Genomic DNA, 17,274 nt, shown 5'->3' with positions numbered 1-17,274 from the left:
AAGTTTTTTGATGAAGGAAGTAACGTTAAAATGATAAAACACTTATACAACAAGGAGTGAAACGGTTACATTTATAGTCTTTTAAAAGATTATTTTTTTTGTAAAGATGACTTTCTAGTAAATGTATTTCTTGTTATCAATTTCTTCTGTAAAGTTGTTGAGGATGCTTATACAAATGAGTTCTGTTTCAAAAATTATTTCTCTTAGTTTATTGAAATCTACTTTATGAAATAAAAAGACAGATTTTCATTTATCATAAAGAAAATCTGCCTTTTACTTCTGAAAATTATTTATCTATCGAATCTCATTACAATTTATAATGATTTATCTTTTTTATCTTGAAGCCACTCACCAATTTCTCTGCCTTTTTCCACCATACAACTAAACCCATTTTCTATTGCTTCTGAAGTTTCTTCTTTTGATGGATTGTCCGCATGCTTATTATCATCGTCTCTACCTACAAGTGAAAATACATAGGAAATTCCATGATCATGCACAACCTCATAATCCTCGCCTACTACACCGCAGACTGCTATTACTGGTACATCATGACGTTTAGCAGCTTCCGCTACACCAATCGGCGTTTTACCGTAAATGGTCTGCGCATCTATTTTTCCTTCTCCAGTAATACATAAATCCGCATTTTTTAATCTTTCTTCTAATTCTGTTTCTTTAAGCACTACGTCAATACCACGTGTGAGTGCTGCCGAGAAAAAAGCAAGTAACGCTATTCCTGTACCGCCTGCTGCACCTGCACCAGGCACTTCAGAATAATCATGTTCAAAGGTTTGCTCTAATACATCACGGTATTGCGTAAGCGCTGCTTCTAGTGTTTCCAAATCTGTTTCAGAAGCGCCTTTTTGCGCACCATATGTTTTAGTAGCACCGCGTTCTCCTAGCAATGGATTATCTACATCACAAACAATTTCAAATTCAACATCTTTAATACGTGGGTCCATTTTAGTAGTATCAATTCGATTTAAACGTTTTAAAGACGCACCGCCTTCAGGTAATGCTTCTTCATTTTCATCGAAAAATCTCACACCTAGTACACGCAGCATACCAGTACCGCCATCATTCGTTGCACTGCCGCCAATACCAAGGATAATTTTCTTAGCACCTTTATCTAATGCATCTTGAATTATTTGTCCTGTTCCGAATGTAGAGGTTAATAAAGGATTTCTATCTTTTTCAAGAATTCTTTCTAATCCAGATGCTTCGGCTAATTCAATAATCGCTGTATTTTGATCGAACACGTAAGAATATTGAGCATCTACCTCTTCGCCAAGCGCATTGACTACTTTAATTTTTTGATAATCACCACCAAGTGCTGAATGTAGTGATTGCATTGTACCTTCACCACCATCAGCCATCGGTACAATGTCATATTCAACTGTTTCAGGAAGCGCTGCACTTAATCCCATCCGTAATGCACGTCCTGCCTCTGCTGCTGACAAACTTTCCTTAAATGAATCTGGAGCAATTACTATTTTTTTAACTTTCATGCACTCACCCCTCATTTACATTTTCTTAATTCCATTATATTTGTTTTACATTTTACATCAAAACAAAATACTGATTCTGCATAATTCTCTTTAATAAGAATGGAAACGGGTAAATATCTAAAGAGAGAGGTGAGGTTAAATGGATAGAGAAGTTGTATTGAAAAAAATCAAAGAAATTATGAAAGAATCACGTATCGGTGTATTATCCACTTCACAAGACAATGTTCCTGATAGTCGTTATATGATTTTCTACGACCAAGAATTTGACCTTTATACTAAAACAAGCAGAGATTCTCTAAAGATAGAAGAAATTGAAAAGAACCCAATCGCGCATATTCTACTCGGCTATGATGATACAAAAAATCATAGTTTCTTAGAAATTTACGCAAATCTAGAGGTGACTGAAGACCCTGATGTGATTGATTGGATTTGGGAAGAACAGGACAAATCATTTTTCCAATCAAAATCAGACCCTAAATTATGCGTTATCAGAGCTATTCCAACTTCAATTAAATTAATGAACAGTGATTCTGAAGACGGACCGCAATTAGTAGAATTCGATTAATATTTATAAGGTCATTTCTTGGGAAATGGCCTTTTTTAATGCAAAAGACTTCTGCTCATTTTTGAACAGAAGTCTAATTATTATTTATAATTTTTCATGACACGTCGATAAATACGCCCTTTTTTCAATCTATTTACATAAGCACGTTTATGCAATGAATACTTTTGTTTACGTACCACAGGCAAAATCTCACGATATGCTACAGCGGCCAATTCAATGATTGGACGTGCTTTAGGATAAAAGTAATGCAAGTTATTCAGTGCATGTTCATACATATCATCAGCATCTCGTGCATAACTTTCCCATAAATCTATATAATTTTGAGTGACACCTTTATGAAAAACTTCTTCTAAATCCACATGATATTTTTCAAGACGTTCAGCACTTAAATACACACGGTCATTTTCATAATCCTCACCAACGTCTCTTAATATATTGGTAATCTGTAATGCTTTACCTAGTTCAATACCGACTGCATCTGCAGTTTCCCTATATTGCGGTTCAGCTAAAACAGGTGTTAAAAGCTCTCCAATTGTTCCTGCTACACCGTAACAGTATGCATAGAGCGCTTGATCTGTCGGTAGTGTTGTCATCGTTAAATCCTGTTCTACATAATCCATTAAGGTTACAAATGCATGTTGCGGAACAGGATAGAATTGTAATGTATCACGGAAAGCTCGCATTACATGCGCATCACTATTAAATTGTCTCATTTCAGACTGCTTTGAATAAATAGCATCTAAATCGTCACGTATGGCTTTTAAACGTTCAGGATTTTCGTATTCATCAATACTATCATCTATCATGCGGCAAACTGCATAAATCGCCCATACAGCTTTACGTTCGTTTTCTGGAAGGTTATTGAAAGCATAGAAGAAAGTTTTAGAATACTCTTCCATAATATGTTTGCAATACTCATAATCCTCATTCACTGTCTGTTCCACAAAAATCACACCTTGTTGTCATTATTCTACTTAAAAGAAACTTGTGTTACATATTAAGCGAAAAAGAGACAAATGTCATTTGATAACATGTCCCTTTTTCAAAAACTTAAAATAGAATTTACATTCTGTCATTCTTTATACAAAATTGGTATTTTCAATAAATATTTATTTTAATATTTTCTTCAAAATATAAGTATAAGCTACACTATTTTTGATGTGTAGTGCTTTTCCCATCTCTGATTTGAACACTTAATTCATCTCTTAAAATTTTCTCTTTGAAATAATATACTTATCTTAATAACCAGCAAGTAAAGCAATAGACATGGCTATTGCACAAATGATTGCCCATAAGGCAATGAGCTTCCAAGCAAATTTCAACCATTGTACATAGGAAATTTTAGCGACAGCAAGTGCTCCCATTAAAATGGCAGATGTCGGAAAAAGCACATTACTGATAGAATCCCCATATTGGAAAGCAAGTACTGTTAATTGTCGATTGATATGCAGTAAGTCTGAAATAGGTACCATCAATGGCATCGTAGTTAATGCTTGGCCTGATCCGGATGGTATAAAGAAGTTCAAGAAAAATTGGAAAACAAACATGACGATAATCACAATAGATGAAGGTACATCATTTAGTAATGTAGTCATACCATGAATAATACTATCGATGATTTTCCCTTTTTCTAAAATAACCACAATACCTTTAGCGAACCCCACAATCATTGCGCCAAAAAGTATATCTTTCATACCATCAATAAATGCATCAAAGGTTCCGTTTAAACCAAGTCCACTAATTAATCCAGCCAACAAACCAGCCAGCACAAAGTTCGCACTCATTTGATTGAATGTCCATTCATAGCGGAAGATGCCATAAACATTAAAAATAATAGCTAAGACAATCATTCCGAGCGCTAATGCTTGTCGCTTGGTAAATCTTTCATACTTTATTTCTTTGTGGCTATTTCCTTCTTCTTTCTCAAGCTGATAGACAATACTTTTCTTCGGATTTCGTTTCACTTTTCGTGCATAGATTAAAACTGTACTAATCGCCGCCGCTAAAATAAACAGATAAATAATAGTTCTCAGTCCCCAACCTGAAAACATCGGTAATTCGGCAACGGTTTGTGCAACTCCAACAGTAAATGGATTAAGCATTCCGCCAATAAATCCACTGGCTGCACCGAGTATAACCATAGCTGCGCCAGTCATTGCATCATATCCGAGTGTGCGTGCAATAATAACGCCGATTGGTACAAAAATAATAGTTTCTTCTGCTAATCCAATAGAAAAACCTAATATCGAAAAAACTGTCATTGTGAGCGGAATCATTAGAATTTTAGATGACCCTAATGATTTGATCGCTTGATTGATGCCATTTTCAAAAGCGCCCGTTCTATGTACAATGCCAAAAGCGCCTCCGACTAAAAAGATATAAAAGACAATTTCTCCACCTGTTAATAACCCTTCTGGTACTGCACGAAATAAATCCAAGAAAGATACACCATGTTGTGTAATTTCATGATAAGAGCCCGGTACTACAAGCGTTTGTCCCCCTTTTTCTTCACGCTTATATTCACCAGCTGGAATGATATATGTTAAAACACATGCGACAGCAATAATCATCATTAGTAAGGCATAGGTATGTGGTGTTTTAAACTGAAATTTCTTTTGTTTTGATGATTGCGACTTCCCCTTTGAATCTGTAGTTTCTCCCATAGACATTACCCCTTTTGTTTTATATGTCTGAATTTTCTTATTTTTATATTTATAACCTAATCTAAAGGGTTTAGTCGGGAAATGTTAGAGAAACAATTTTGCACCTTCATAACAAAAAACAAGCCGTTGATTCACAGCTTGTCTTTATCTATATCATCTTTAATATTTGCATTTTTCTTCTTGTTATTATGCATAATCGAAGCCATGCCTAACCCAATTGAAAAGAATATGATCAAGTAAATTGAAGGATTATCGTTACCAATATAAAAATGGAACAGCAAAAACAAAAGTAAAGCTCCAATAAAATAAACTGGTATAAATCCCTTTTTCCAAAAAACAGACTGATTCATTTCATTATCATGATCCAATTTTGATTTAGCCACTTAACCTCCTTTAATTGCTCATCTCACATGTTTAGCGTATCATATTGAAGATCTATTTAAAGGCCTATATATATAATCACATTATTTTTCTTTTTTCTTTATATTTAAAATGTCTGGACCATTTCAACATTTATAGCTTGTTTAAAATAATATTATTTGCGTTTTTTAGTTAATTCAAATTAACAACGGCGTATTTTTCTGAAAATTAACATAATTTAACTCAACTATGTTATTCTTAGTTTTAATAACCTTCAGCAAAGGAGTTTTCCACCATGAATATAAGATCGATTAATTTATTACTTTTTGAAGTTATTTCATCAATCGGTTCTAAAATATTCAGTTTTGCATGTGCTTTCTATATATTGCAAAACACTCAAACTACTTCCATTTACTCTATTTATTTAGAATTTCTTCAATAGTGAGCCAACCTTTATTTGGCATTTGGACCGATAAATATAACAACAAAAAAATCGTCGTTATTTCTCAAATTATTAATATTGTTGCGTTAATTCTATTCATCCCTTTGTTCCATACATTTTTTCTTTATATCGTTATTTTAGGTGTTATTCTCAATTTAACAGATGGTGCTATCAGTTTAATTATAAATGCAAATATCAAACACATTTCCCAAGAAGATATGGAACGCTTTGTGTCTTTAAGGCAAACATACAATTCAGGTATTAGTTTTCTCGCCCCTATTATTGGTGGTATTTTAATTGCATTTATGAGTATCGAAAGCCTTGCTATACTCAATATTTTAACTGAAACTGTTTCTGTCATTTTTATTTTCTATTTAAAAATGGATCGCGTAATTATTGTTGAAGAAACAAAGCTCTTAGAAAATTTCAAAGAAGGATTCACTTATTTACTTAACGATAAAGTGTTATTAAAATTCATGAGTATTGCTTTAATCCTAAACTTCTTAGTGAACTCAATTATTGTCGGTGTGCCAGTCATTTCCGTACAAACCATGGCGTTATCTTCTCAACAATTCGGTATTATTGAGTCTGCACTGACTGTAGGGATGTTTGTAATTTCATTACTGTTTTCTGTTTTTCCAATTAAAAATAAATTAAAAGGACCGACTCAAGCTGCTGTCTTAATGCAGTTTATTGCAGTATTAATTTTAGGCATTGCATTATTATTTAATGTTACTGCAACTATCGGTTTTATCACTTTATTTAGTGTCTACCTTATCATTGGTTTATCGTTGCCATTAGTGAATATTCCTTATTCTATTTATATGCAAAACTTTATAAAAGAAGAGTTTAAAGGACGTATCCTTTCTCTAAACCAATCGATAGTACAATCACTTATGCCATTGTCTTTTTTAATATTCGGATTACTACTTAACTATGCACAAGCTAGTATTTACATTGCAATCGCACTTCTTATATTAATGACATTGATTTATTTCTCTATTTCTATTAAGAAAACTGATATTAATAGTTAAATGTATATTTTAAGCACTAACCAAAAAATACGATACATATTGTATTATTTTTCTTTTTACTTTATATTTAGAATAAATATAAGAAAGAGGATTTCATCATGTTATTATTCGGCATCACGTTACTAGTCCTAGCCATCAAGTGCTTAATTTTTCGTTTCATCGACAAAGATATTGTAAATCAACGCAATATGCTAATCGGGTATCGTACACCATCATCTTTGAAGTCATCAGAAGCATGGACTTTTGCTCAAAAATCTTTTCAACAAATTTTCAATCGAATCCATCTTACACTTTTAATAATAGGTTTTATTTGGTTTTTATTTGATTTGATGATTTCGCCTATGCTCATCTCATTTTGGTTACAAATTTTAATATACTTAATAGGCGTTGGTTCGATTATTGCACTTACCGAAATCAAACTTTACAACTTCAATCACAAACAAAAAGGCTAGCCGTACAGCTAGCCTTTCTCTTATATATCCAATTAATGTTTAACTTCTTTCTCGGCATTCGAATGATGATTTGCAGATTCATCTGACGGCTCACCGTTTTCATGAGCTTTTTCTGCTTCCCATTTTGCTTGTTTTTCTTTTTGTTTTGCTTTACGTTTCTTTTCTTCACGCACAGCCATCACAATGAAACCTACTGCCAAGATTGGGAATGACATTCCTAACCAGAACATTCAAATCCCTCCATTCATCTAAAATTATCTGCTAGAATTCTTTTCTATCATAACACTTTCACTATCTTGTTTTCACGCTTCAAATGTTAGTTATAGCCTTTCTTGACACGCTTACAAAATCAAGCTACATTGAAAGTAACAAAACAATACGCACTAGGGGTGTTTTTTAAACTGAGATGAGGATTTCCTCAGACCCTTTGAACCTGATCTAGCTGAAACTAGCGTAGGAAAGTGTGAGATAACCGCAGTATGTTCTGATTTGTTTTTATACAGAGTGCAGACTGCTCTCTGCCTACGCTGATTTTAGTAATCATGCGTATTTTTTATGTTCATTTATAGAAAAAGGGAGCGGATGAATATGGCAAGAACAGTACTCGTAACAGGCGGTGCACGCGGGCTAGGTCAAGTAATCAGCAAAACGCTTGCTGAACAAGGTTTCAACATCATCATCGATTATAACCAAAGTAAAGAAGCTGCTGAACAACTCGCGCAAGAAATTGGAAATGAAAAAGCTATTGCATTGCAAGCAGATGTAACTAATCGCAAAGAAGTAGACCAATTAGTAAAAGAAGGAACTGAGAAGTTTGGTCAAATTGATGCGGTCGTCAATAATGCACTTGTTGGATTTAAATTTGATCCAACAGCACAAAAAGCTTTCCCTGATATGAGTTGGGAAGACTACCAACAACAAATTGACGGCACATTAAAAGCAGCTTTCAATGTTGTTCAAAGCGTCGTTCCTCAATTTATTGAACATCAAAGCGGAAGCATTGTAAGCATTGGAACTAACCTTTATCAAAATCCTGTTGTTCCATACCATGAGTACACTACTGCAAAAGCTGCTTTAATCGGCTTCACACGCAATATCGCAGCTGAATTAGGACAATATGGTATTACAGCAAATGTTGTTTCAGGAGGACTTTTGAAAACAACAGATGCAAGTGCTGTAACTACACCAGAAGTTTTTGATTTAATTGCACAATCTACACCTTTGAAAAAAGTGACAACACCTAAAGATGTTGCCAATACGGTAGCTTATCTTGTATCAGAATAAGCTAAAGGTATTACTGGACAAAACATCACAGTAGATGGTGGTTTAACGATGAATTAAGAATGTGCTTTCGAAATCACATTTTTCTATAGACCAAATTTATTAGGGAGAGCTTATTCTCCCTCTTTATTATTCTTTTAAAATAATTAATCCGAGGTGAAAAGTAATGTCCGAGCAGAAAGATAAACAACTGCATATCGGTATTCTTATTTTTGGTTCTGGTCATCACCAAGCAGCATGGCTCATGCCTGATTCAAGTATAGAACGTATTGGAGATATTGCTTACTATCAAGAGTTAGCACAAACTGCAGAACGCGGTTTATTTGATGCCGTCTTTTTTGCTGATAATCAGTCTTTTCCTGCTAAAGATGATACAACAATGCCCGCATTTTGGTTTGATCCAATTGTCAATTTGACAGCTATTTCACAAGTAACAAACCATGTCGGCTTGGTTTCAACAATTTCAAGTACATTTTCTAATCCTTATACAGCTGCAAGACAATTATTAAGTCTCGACCATATTTCTGGTGGACGTGTTGGATGGAATTTAGTCACTTCAATGACAGATCTTGAAGCCAAAAATCACGGAATGACAGAGTTGCCGAATCATGATGAAAGATACGCTATTGCAGATGAATTTGCAGATGTAATGAATGCTGCTTTTGAATCATGGCATCCAAAAGATTTTAAACATAATCGTGAAGCAAATAAGTTGGTCGATTCTGAAAAGATTCAGCCTTTTAATCATAAAGGAGTTAATTTCGCAGTAAAAGGCCCTCTTTCCACGCCAAGCAGTCCACAAGGCAAACCTGTCTCAATGCAAGCTGGCGCTTCAAAACAAGGTGTAGCTCTAGCAGTTAAATATGCAGATGCAGTTTATTCTGTTTCATGGAATATTAAACAAGCGAGAAATTTCAGAAAGCGCATGGATGCTGAAATTGCTAAACAAGACGACACTGACCGGAGTCTTAAAATCTTTCCAGGTTTAGTCACTTATGTTGGTAAAACTCATGAAGAAGCTTTAGAAAAGAAAGCAGCTTTAGATGATAAGTTACCGATTGAAACAGCATTAAAACAATTAAGTTTTTTCGTTCAACAAGACTGCACTGAGTGGGAACTAGATAAAAAAGTACCAGACTTACCACCAGTTGAAGATTTCACCGGACCTGTAGGACGCTATGAAACAGTATTAGAAATTATTAATGATACGAATCCCACAGTACGTGAATTATTAGGTTACTTGAATGCGGGTGGCGGTCATTTAACATTGATTGGTACACCAGAAGAAATTGTGGATGAAATGGAGCATTGGTTCAATGAAGGTGTAGCAGATGGTTTTAATTTAATGCCACCCACATTACCTGGCAGCCTTGAAGATTTTGTTGATTTAATTGTACCAGAAATGCAGAAACGCGGACTGTATCGTAAGGAATATGAAGGTTCAACGTTCAGACAGCATTTAGGAGTATAAGGAGTTTCTAAGATGAAAGTCACATCTATAATTATTATTTTTTTATTTAGTGTTTTATGGACTTGGTTAACACACAATCTATTACCTAGTAACATCTCTAATATCAATGGTCGGAAATCAAAACGATAAGATGAACGTGAAAAAATAATGTTTGCTGAAGTATTGGCGAAAAGTTTTGTAGGAATCTTTTATTTTGTGCTCTTTGCTTTATTGCTTAGAATAGTGGGAGTAACAGATGATTCCAGAAATTTATTACTTAAATTTCCTGAAGCCTCTATAATAGTAGTTGCACTATTATTTTTAGTTACTAATTATTTTCTTATTAAACGCAAATACACAGTTAAGGATTAATTTCTTTGCAAAACAAAATGGTATGTCTCAAGACTTACTTAGCAAAAGTGTTAGTGTCTTGATACATACCATTAATGCAATTGAAAAAATAAATACGATTTTGAGTTAAGTTTGGCTTTTCGAATAGCAAAACAATTCAAAGTATCAGTAGATGAATTATTTTCATGAATTATTTTCTTCTTTAAAAACTTGTTGATATTGAACATAACCTGATACATAGTGTTCAATATCATCAATCCTTACACGATAACCATGGTGTTTAATAAAGAATGAACCTAAGATTCTTTCAGGATTTTTAAAATACATTGCGAGTTCTGGATAGAAATAACCTGTACGTTGGTAATTTGCACGGGTGTGGATAGTATCAATAAGTTCATCAACATTAATCAATTTATCGACTACTTTTCCAAATCCTTTTTCACGCGCTTTTGCGATAATATGATAGGTTGCCATTAACATTTCCATGAAAGTAGGAAATGTTGTAATTCTATTTTTAATATAATCAAGATAACTCGAAACGTTTCGAATACCGAATTCAATGTATTTTTGTTCAGGAGCAATTTGAATTAGTTCATTCGTACAGTATCCAAGCCAATGATCATGATATTGCCAATATTTCAAGTGAATAAATCGTTCAAACATCGCTTTGACTGTTTCAAGCCATCTAGGATTTTTATCAATTTGGTACAAACGCAACAATGCCAAAGCAGCTTCTCCATCGTAGTAAATCACACGGAATTTTTCTTTAACTTCTAGTGTCGGATAATTCAACACATGAACAGTTTGAGCAGTTTCTGAATCAATCATCGTTAAGATACCCTCTGCTACTTTTTGTGCAGCTGCTAAATATTCAGGATGATCAGGTTTAATTTGCAGATATTCACAAACCGCAAAGATAAATGCTGCGTTTTGTCCCAACTTAATTTCGTTGATATTCTTAGTATCATCAAATATATGACCTACCCACTTTGTTCAAAAAGATAATTGTTGATGATGTAATCAATAGCTTTCTCCGCAACTGTCACACCTTCTCCTAAATAGTTAAGCCCTTCAATCATGGCATAAGTAGATGATGAATGTCTCAAGTTATTATAAAAGCTGATTTTTTTATCAAAGTGCGGGAAGTAACCGTAATTAAATTTGCCATTTGGCTCCAGTTCATTTTGTAAGTGCTTCGTCGACGTTTCAATCATTTTATCAATTTCTTTAGAAAGATTTGTTACTTTTCTCAGACCTTTTTCTCGACCTTCTGCTCCTAACTCAAACACTTCATTTCCTTCGATAAAATAACCTTTAGTATAAAACTTTGTAATATTTTTCCCTTCATAATCTTTATGTCTAAATGCGTTCATTTGTTTTGTATACTTTTTCAAGTAGTTATTGATATTATCTTCAGATAAGAAAAAAGATTTTTTATCTTTAGTTGGACGTACAAATGCATTAATGTTTATCTCTTCAGCCATAAAAGCATGATTCCAATTACTATCTAATGCGATTCCGAAATCCACATAATTACGTCTAGTGTCTTCCAGTTCTTTTCTAACATCATCAAAAGATGCTTCTTCAAGATAATAAACAAAGTCTATTTTAATCCATTCAGGAAATTTCCCTGCTTTCTTCTTAAATTGTTCATATTGTTTGATGATATCTCTTTTAATATTCGAGGGGTGTTTCAAAAGCTTTATTGTTGCCTTCATATTCGGATTTCCTAAACTGACAAAATATAATCTCTACCTAATAAATCCTTCTCTGCTTTTTGTAAAATATGTTCAACTTCGTTGGTTATATTCATGAGTTCAATCCCCTTCTTCTATATGTATAAAAAGGGCCGGAACAAAGTCCAGCCCTCTATTTAAATGATTTTATTCCTTTTTATCTTTCTTACGGCGTCCGAATAATAATGCAGAACCTAGTGCTGCAAACAAGCCACCGAATAATCCAGCTTGTTTATTATCATTACCCGTATCTGGTAATTCTTTATCACCTGAACCATGATGGCCATTATCTCCATCTGTATCATGATGCGGCTCACCTGGATGATCACCATCAGCGTCAGCGTCGGCATCTGCATCTGAGTCTGCGTCAGCATCTGAGTCAGCATCAGCATCCGCATCTGAGTCAGCATCAGCATCAGCATCTGAGTCAGCATCAGCATCTGAGTCAGCATCAGCATCAGCATCTGAGTCAGCATCCGCATCTGAGTCAGCATCAGCATCGGCGTCGGCGTCCGCATCGGCATCCGCATCAGCGTCGGCATCAGTGTCATCACCTATTGCTTCACCAGATCCTTGTAAGTATATATTTTCATTATCCCACGTATAATAATTATGTCCTTGTCCGTCAGGTGTTACATCAGAAGACATTTCAACTCTAGTTTTAATCGATTCACGATTACCATTTTCTGATTTGCTATCTAAAACAATAATATATTGACTACCATTGGAAGTTAAATTTTGGAAATCTAATGTTAAAACTTCTCCGCCATTTGCATCTGTTGAATATGTCGGATTAAAGTTATAATCTTGATTATTCCAATCAGTTACGTCAACTAAATTTGGGTTATTTTCATCAAGATAATAACTTGGGTACATTTCTTGTCCATTTCGAACTTCATAAATTTTGTAGCTTGTAACGTCAGGATTCAATTGAGCCGAACTATCACCCGGTGTGTTTTGGTTTGGCCAATAATTATATAAATTCACTTTAGTATTATAAGCTTCTTTGCCTTGTGGATTTACATATATAACTTGTTGATAATCACCAGTTGCTTGGTCAGTATGTGTGATAAATGAGTCAATATTTGATGATAGTTGTGAATCATTAGTTCTGTAATTAATTTGAACATTATCATTAAACGCTTCACCAGCAACAGTTGTAGTTACAGGATAATTTCCAGAATCTTTAGCATTATTTCTATCTGCCCATAATGGCAAGTTGAAACTGCCTGTCACGTTATCGTGAGTATCAACATAATCTGTAAATGTATAAGTTAAAGAATTGTCATCAGGATTGAAGGCACCTGAAGCAACTACTTGATCCCCGTTCATTAAATCTGGAATTTTAGTACTTTGTGGCGTACTGTTTCCAAAATAGTTTAAGTATTTCGGGAATTGAACTGTAAAATAATCACCTGATTTTACAGAATCAGCTACGCTTAAATCAACACTCATGTCTGTGCTACCACTATCATTTGCATCAACTGTTTTTGTCGATAGTTTGTAATTAGAAGCAGTTACTTGATCATTTACGTTAGTTCCAGCTGGAGCGGCTTGTGCTGTAGCATCAACTGGTGCTGCTTGTGCTGAAAAAGTTTGAGCACTAGCATTGCTAGAAGTAGAAGCCGGTTGACTCAATGAACTGAATCTTGCAAATGTTCTTGGTGGTGTCGCTTGAACTTCAGTACTATCTTTTTGATTTGAATAATTTTTGACTGCGTCTGAAGCAGCTTTTAAACTATCTGCATTAGTTTCTACATTACCTAATGAAGGGTTGTTAGCATCTGTAACTGCAGAACTATTAGGATCAAATGAAGGATTTTCATTTGGTACATCTGTTTCTGCCCCGTTATCTACCGGTTGTTGTGATGTAGACAAGGCTTTTTGACCTTCTGATTGGTTCACTGGATTTTGTTCTTCTAGAGATTTTGTTGTTTCTCCAACAGGTGCACTGAATGGTTCTGGTACAGTTGTTTCAACCGGATTAGAACTGTCTGTTTGTGGTGCTTCTACTCGAGATGCTGTTGAATCTTGGTTTTTAGATACTATTGGATTATCATTAGTATTTTTATCTACTGATGTTACAGGTTTTGTCGCCTCTGCATTATTTTCTGGATTTGATTCTACTTCATCTTTCGGTGTTGCTAATGAAGTTGTTTGGTCAGATCTTTGATTTTTTGTTGCTTCAGTACTATCAGTTTTTTGTTCCGATGGTTGGACTTGTTCTTTCGTCTGGTTGATAGTCTCAGAATTTGTTTGGTTTTCTTTCACTAATTGTGATTGATCAGTTTGATCTGTTTTTTGTTCTTTCGTTTGGTTGTTAGTTTCTTGAACTGAAGAATTTTCATTAGCTGTATTTTCTGTTTTTTGTTCTGATGTAGTAGGCGCATTTTGTGTTACCGGTTGTGATTTTTCTCCTACAGAATCTTCAGGATTGGGTTGACTAGATTGTTCATTAGGTGATTGAGCTTGTTGTGTTTGTGTTTTAGTATTATCAAGTTGGCTTTGTGCAGTTGTGTCATTGGATGAGTTTTGTGAAGTTACGTTAGTGTTTTGTTCTACTAGATTAGTGTTTTCAGAAGTTGCCGATGAATTATTACCTACTGTCTGTTTAGTAGAATCAGCCGTTGTTTGTGTACTCGTTTGTGCTTTAGTGTCCCCGTTGTCTGTTTGCTCTGCAGCTTGAGCAGCATGTGCGTTCCCAAATAATGTAATCCCCACGATGATAGACGCGGCTCCTGCTGTCATCTTACGAATCGAATAACGATTCTTTCTGCTTTTGAAAAAGTCATTATTTTCCAAAAAATCCCTCCTAAGATATAAACTTACGTTTGTAGATTAACACAAGTGCTCAACTAATCAAAAGAGTTTTCTTTATTTTTTACAATTATTTAAAAGTGAATATTTGTAAATAATTTAGTTTAATAGGCCAGATATTATTCGACACCCTATTAAATTGTGATTGTTTCAATGGTTCAACGCATATTTATTTTTATATTATAACTTCCAACTACTAATGATTTGTCGATAATTCGCCACATTTTATTTAATTAAATAAAAACTCGGAAATAATTCCGAGTTTTATTTGATTACGTTTAATTATTCAATTGTTCTATATCCGTTAACCCAGTAAATAAAACTACTTTATCTTCTTTTTTAACGAAACCGTGATGACCATAATCTCCTATCACAAAGCTGTCATTTTTCAACAATGTAACTTTATATTCTTTTAACAAACTTAACAAATCATTTACATTGAATGTTTGACGTTCTTTCCTACGATATCTACCCGTTAAATTAATTGCACTTGAATCAGATAACCTTAAATTATTTATTATTTTTTCAACAAATAGTTTCCGCTCACGATTATTCCGGTATAATTCATGAGCAAGTTGATATACTAATGACGGGTGTGGTGAATCTTTCATAGAATCTACCAGTTCCTCCCAAGAGATTTTTCTGCCTTCAAAAAATTCTTTGTTATTTGTTGGCCACTTATTCATAAAAACTTCGTAATTCTCTTTTTCTTTAGATTGTGCATCAATATAATATAACAATGGAGAAAGACCTTCTAATGTTGCAGAACCGTCTCTATTCTTTTCTTCTTCAATTTCTTCGGTGTCAAGATTATATATCAAGTAAGCTTCTCCATTGCGCATGATTTCTTCGTACAATTCAGTTTCAGCTCCACTTCTTCTATAATTTACTAAAGACGGAGAAAGTTGTCGGGTTATCTTCGGAAAATCAGTTTTTGTTACTGAAGACTTCATCAAAACAAGCGCATCTTGATTTATTAAAAGCCGTAAATCTTGTAGTAATAATTGTGCATTGCGATACCAGGTAATATGTTTGCCTTTCACTTTATTAACTACTTTACGCAACGGTTCATCCATACACAAAATATAATCTGCTTTGGATTGCTCTAATATCGGAACTAATTTTGCATGAACATTATCTGTTTGTTCACCCAAATCACTAATTTGACCTAACGCAATAATTTTATGACCTTCAAAAAATTTACTTTGAGAATCAAAAGCTTGTATTGCATTGATCATAGCCGGTAATGATGCATTATGTGTGTCATCTAACAAAGTAGCATTTTCAGTTGCAGAATGAATATTTTTAAATTCTAGCACTTTCTTAAAGAGTTGTGTATTACTTAAGTTATCAAGTTTTTCATCAACATTTATATCCAAATGTTTTAACGTCAATAAAACTGCTAATGCGTTTTCTACCATACCGTTACTTACTGAAGGTACTGTAAAATGGGTGCCATCGTTTGTTTTTACTTTTACCGCTTTTCTGATTGGAGTAATTTCCTCAGTATATAAATCAGCTTTCGAATTTTCAGTACTATATCCGTAAACTTTTGAAGTATGTTTTAACGCAACATCTTTTAAAAAAGCATTGTGTAATGTATCTGCGTTATATATGGCAATTCCTTTTTCGTTTAAACCTGCAAATATCCGTGACTTGTACTCTGCTATTTCTTCAGTAGAACCTATTGTTGATAAATGTGCCGATCCAATGCCTGTAACAATTGCTATATCCGGTTTCAAAACTGACGCCATGTTTCCTCGGTTGTTCAATGCATTAAGTGACGTTTCAAAAATAGCTATATCCGGATTGGCAGCCAATTTGCACATATGTAAATAAATTGCACTTCGAGTATTGCTGTTGCCTCTATTTTCTTGTACCTTCAACGGAGCTAATGCAGCAGTCAGCATTAATCTTGTAGAACTTTTTCCCATAGAGCCCGTTATACATACAATCGGGTTACGATAGTTTTTACGTATATAAAGCGCTAATATTTTCATTGCTTTAATAGAATTTTTCACTACAATTTGGGGGATTTTTTTAGCTAAGCCTTCTACGTATGATTCTGTAATAATCAATCCTATTTCTTTAACATCTTTTGGAATTTGACTATTACCGTCGTTCATTACTTTTGATTTATTCAAATAATTCTGCCATGATGTTTTACTGATAGAAATAAATGCTGTTTGTGTGGACTTGACGTGTAACATTTGATATTCAAAATCATTGATAATATTATTTTCTTTATTATCCGCGTCTAATAAATCCGCATCCAATATTTCAGATATTGACTTTAATGTGTACATAATTTTGTTCACTCCCAAGTATTTTTAAATTATAAAATTCAATTGAATCGGAGGTTGATTAATATGTCTAATGATAATCATGAAAAAAGTCTAGAAGAAATTAATCAAGAAATTGAAGAAGAATTAAGAAATTATAATCCTAAAGAAGATGAAGAAAAAAAACAAAGTATCATTTTCACAAAACCTCGTTTATTAGTTATAATCATTGTCTTATGTTTAGGACTTTATAGAATTCTTCACTTCTTTTTCTAATAATTTTAAAATAATCATTGTCAGTTTAACACAATAATTTATTTTTTTGATTTTCCAACA

General features: G+C 33.8%; 14 protein-coding genes, 1 pseudogene and 1 riboswitch. Of the genes and pseudogenes, 7 read left to right on the top strand and 8 right to left on the bottom strand.

The features are described from left to right. Positions 1–314 precede the first annotated feature (314 nt). On the bottom strand, positions 315–1,505 hold the full coding sequence (locus tag DYE31_RS01010; RefSeq protein WP_015901510.1) for a glycerate kinase: 1,191 nt from the start codon (positions 1,503–1,505) through the stop codon (positions 315–317). Positions 1,506–1,644: 139 nt separating this feature from the next. Between DYE31_RS01010 and DYE31_RS01005 the strand changes: the two genes are divergently transcribed. Next, positions 1,645–2,070, top strand: coding sequence for a pyridoxamine 5'-phosphate oxidase family protein (locus DYE31_RS01005; protein ID WP_015901511.1), 426 nt, complete (start codon positions 1,645–1,647; stop codon positions 2,068–2,070). An 80-nt stretch (positions 2,071–2,150) separates the two neighbouring features. Here the strand turns inward: DYE31_RS01005 and DYE31_RS01000 are convergent, their stop codons facing one another. The 3 genes from DYE31_RS01000 to DYE31_RS00990 form a co-directional block, all read right to left on the bottom strand. Beyond that, entirely contained in the window at positions 2,151–3,014 is an 864-nt protein-coding gene (locus DYE31_RS01000; RefSeq protein ID WP_015901512.1) for a phytoene/squalene synthase family protein, read from the bottom strand. A gap of 294 nt (positions 3,015–3,308) precedes the next feature. Beyond that, positions 3,309–4,733, bottom strand: a complete 1,425-nt coding sequence (locus tag DYE31_RS00995; protein WP_115314346.1) for a YfcC family protein — start codon at positions 4,731–4,733, stop codon at positions 3,309–3,311. A gap of 131 nt (positions 4,734–4,864) precedes the next feature. Next, positions 4,865–5,083 carry a hypothetical protein gene (locus DYE31_RS00990; RefSeq protein WP_046099899.1) on the bottom strand — a complete coding sequence of 73 codons (219 nt, stop codon included), beginning with the start codon at positions 5,081–5,083 and terminating at the stop codon, positions 4,865–4,867. Between the two features lie 379 nt (positions 5,084–5,462). Between DYE31_RS00990 and DYE31_RS00985 the strand changes: the two genes are divergently transcribed. Together DYE31_RS00985 and DYE31_RS00980 are read left to right on the top strand one after the other, a co-directional pair. Continuing rightward, positions 5,463–6,569, top strand: coding sequence for an MFS transporter (locus DYE31_RS00985; RefSeq protein WP_015901515.1), 1,107 nt, complete (start codon positions 5,463–5,465; stop codon positions 6,567–6,569). 98 nt (positions 6,570–6,667) lie between these two features. Then, the gene (locus DYE31_RS00980; RefSeq protein ID WP_041613048.1) at positions 6,668–7,021 is read left to right on the top strand and encodes an SdpI family protein; all 354 of its coding nucleotides are present in this window, start codon (positions 6,668–6,670) and stop codon (positions 7,019–7,021) included. A 32-nt stretch (positions 7,022–7,053) separates the two neighbouring features. On the opposite strand, the gene DYE31_RS00975 is transcribed toward DYE31_RS00980, so the two are convergent. Beyond that, positions 7,054–7,251 (bottom strand): hypothetical protein, encoded by a 198-nt coding sequence (locus DYE31_RS00975; protein WP_015901516.1) that lies wholly within the window; start codon positions 7,249–7,251, stop codon positions 7,054–7,056. A gap of 145 nt (positions 7,252–7,396) precedes the next feature. Further along, positions 7,397–7,498: riboswitch (TPP riboswitch) on the top strand. 111 nt (positions 7,499–7,609) lie between these two features. On the opposite strand from DYE31_RS00975, the gene DYE31_RS00970 reads away from it, so the two are divergent. The 3 genes from DYE31_RS00970 (at position 7,610) to DYE31_RS00960 (ending at position 10,124) form a co-directional block, all read left to right on the top strand. After that, on the top strand, positions 7,610–8,305 hold the full coding sequence (locus DYE31_RS00970) for a 3-oxoacyl-ACP reductase (protein WP_050731422.1): 696 nt from the start codon (positions 7,610–7,612) through the stop codon (positions 8,303–8,305). A gap of 163 nt (positions 8,306–8,468) precedes the next feature. Beyond that, positions 8,469–9,773, top strand: a complete 1,305-nt coding sequence (locus DYE31_RS00965) for an LLM class flavin-dependent oxidoreductase (protein WP_015901518.1) — start codon at positions 8,469–8,471, stop codon at positions 9,771–9,773. A gap of 147 nt (positions 9,774–9,920) precedes the next feature. Then, entirely contained in the window at positions 9,921–10,124 is a 204-nt protein-coding gene (locus DYE31_RS00960; RefSeq protein ID WP_050731423.1) for a hypothetical protein, read from the top strand. 162 nt (positions 10,125–10,286) lie between these two features. Here the strand turns inward: DYE31_RS00960 and DYE31_RS00950 are convergent. The 3 genes and pseudogenes from DYE31_RS00950 to DYE31_RS00940 all read right to left on the bottom strand — a co-directional run. Next, positions 10,287–11,845, bottom strand: a pseudogene (locus DYE31_RS00950) (poly(glycerol-phosphate) alpha-glucosyltransferase); the annotation flags it as partial. 141 nt (positions 11,846–11,986) lie between these two features. Next, on the bottom strand, positions 11,987–14,641 hold the full coding sequence (locus DYE31_RS00945) for an Ig-like domain-containing protein (protein WP_015901521.1): 2,655 nt from the start codon (positions 14,639–14,641) through the stop codon (positions 11,987–11,989). Between the two features lie 293 nt (positions 14,642–14,934). Beyond that, on the bottom strand, positions 14,935–16,962 hold the full coding sequence (locus DYE31_RS00940) for a Mur ligase family protein (protein WP_015901522.1): 2,028 nt from the start codon (positions 16,960–16,962) through the stop codon (positions 14,935–14,937). Positions 16,963–17,025: 63 nt separating this feature from the next. On the opposite strand from DYE31_RS00940, the gene DYE31_RS00935 reads away from it, so the two are divergent. Further along, on the top strand, positions 17,026–17,214 hold the full coding sequence (locus tag DYE31_RS00935; RefSeq protein ID WP_015901523.1) for a hypothetical protein: 189 nt from the start codon (positions 17,026–17,028) through the stop codon (positions 17,212–17,214). The last annotated feature ends 60 nt before the right edge of the window (positions 17,215–17,274 follow it).

Origin of the sequence: Staphylococcus carnosus (assembly GCF_900458435.1) — a bacterium.
Classification (GTDB): domain Bacteria; phylum Bacillota; class Bacilli; order Staphylococcales; family Staphylococcaceae; genus Staphylococcus; species Staphylococcus carnosus.
Note: the sequence above shows the minus strand (reverse complement) of the source record. Positions and strands in the feature narration are given on the sequence as shown.